The sequence below is a fragment of the Streptomyces sp. NPDC001594 genome (assembly GCF_042893675.1).
Classification (GTDB): domain Bacteria; phylum Actinomycetota; class Actinomycetes; order Streptomycetales; family Streptomycetaceae; genus Streptomyces.
The window spans coordinates 1-1574 of sequence record NZ_JBIAVB010000042.1 but is presented as its reverse complement, the minus strand read 5'-3'; the positions used below and the strand labels follow the sequence as shown (position 1 = coordinate 1574).

1 protein-coding gene is annotated in these 1574 nt (G+C 64.5%); it reads right to left on the bottom strand.

What is annotated here, in order from left to right; all coding sequences use genetic code 11:
• Positions 1-708 precede the first annotated feature (708 nt).
• Positions 709-1308, bottom strand: a complete 600-nt coding sequence (locus tag ACFY0O_RS37645) for a hypothetical protein (protein ID WP_388955612.1) — start codon at positions 1306-1308, stop codon at positions 709-711.
• Positions 1309-1574 lie beyond the last annotated feature (266 nt).

Genomic DNA, 1574 nt, shown 5'->3' with positions numbered 1-1574 from the left:
GTGACCTGGATCGAGCGGACCTACCACCGACGCCGCCGACAAGCCGCACTCGGCCGACTGACCCCCATCGAATTCGAGACCGTCATGACCACGCCAGCCCTCCAGGCCGCGTGACTCAACCTGTCACCCGAACCTGCACCAGACCCCTTCGCCGAAGCGGGAGCCGACACCATCACCGACACCATGCACGCCATCGCCGAAGCCCTCGCCACGGCGCAGCCGTAGGAGCCAAGCGGACCTGTTACAGGTTTCTCTACCTCATCAAGGCACCCGGCTGCGCTCCGCTCCGCCGGGCGGCCTTCCCGGCTCCGCTCCGCGCGACGCTCCTGCCTTCGGCCCGCTCCGCGCGCGCTGCGCCGACGCCCGCCCCAGTAGGCGGGTAGGCCCGTAGGCATGAGTCGAGCCCTACGGGCCGCAGGATCCCTCCCTTACCGACATGCCTCCGGCGGGGGCGCTCCGACTCCGGGATGGCGGGGGCGCCGCTGGCGAGTGCCGGCCGAATGGGGCTGAGGCGGGGGAACTCCCATCCCGTCTGCCGTCGACCCAGGACAAGCCGAGCAGCCACGGCACCGGGCGTCCAGGTCGTTCGTCCAGTTGGGCGCTCCACCTGGACGCCCGGCACCGCGCCTGCTCCACATACGTGTGGGTCGACGGCAGACGGGATGGGAGTTGGGGGAGGTAGTGGGTCCAACAAGGCGTGCGGCATGGTCATGGAAGTCGTGCGGACACATCACCATCCAACGCTGCGCTCGCATGTAGCAGGAAGCCTTGGATGCTCCGGTCCAACTCCTTAAGCCGGTCGGGAAACTTCGAAGTGTCGTAGGCAACGGCTGACTCTCCGGCCGCATCAGAGATGTGACTGAAACTCTGCATGATCCTGAAGGGGGCAACGAGTCCACTGGCCAGCTCTGTCACCTTGGCGACGGAAGGTTCGAGATCTGATGGCCCATCGAGAACCACATGCCGCCCGTATCGACTGATGTCCTCGGTGAGATCAATCGCACGGACCATGTAGCCCTCCTTGAATTCACTACTCCTCAGATAGGAGACCGGGCCTACAGCCTCTCCTGCAGAGCTAGGTGTCTGCCCGAGCAGGCGCCCGAAAGTGATCCATGGCTGAAGGTGATCATGTAGCGCTGCGGCAGCTGAGGAGAAAGCTTCATAGGAGGACCTTCGGGGCTCTCTCCGCTCTCGCAGGCCCTCGGCGCGCATCTGCATCTTGGCCAACGATCTGGAGGCCCAGCCGGTCATGACCGTGCCTGCGGTTCCGACAGCTGCACCCAACACGGCAGCAATGCCTGCATCCATAGCCCACATGATCCGCCAAGCTGTTGGCTGTCTGGCCCAGTTCGAACGAAGCCAGCGAAGATCGGTGATTCCCGAGCTCACTGCCAGCAGGGCACGCACAGCTGGCGCTAGGGGTTGAGTCGCCAAGCCAGGATCACTTAGTTGTGATCTCGGTCACACAGCTGCGCGGTGGGGACTGTAAATCGTTCGGTGTAACTCCCGATCATGGAGGATGCACCGATGACGAGTGACAACGTGACCGAGGCAGAGACCGTCGAGCCCTCTGA

Bases quoted from the DNA above. Each gene is read 5' to 3' on its own strand.
- ACFY0O_RS37645 (WP_388955612.1), bottom strand. From the start codon at position 1,308: ATGGATGCAGGCATTGCTGCCGTGTTGGGTGCAGCTGTCGGAACCGCA.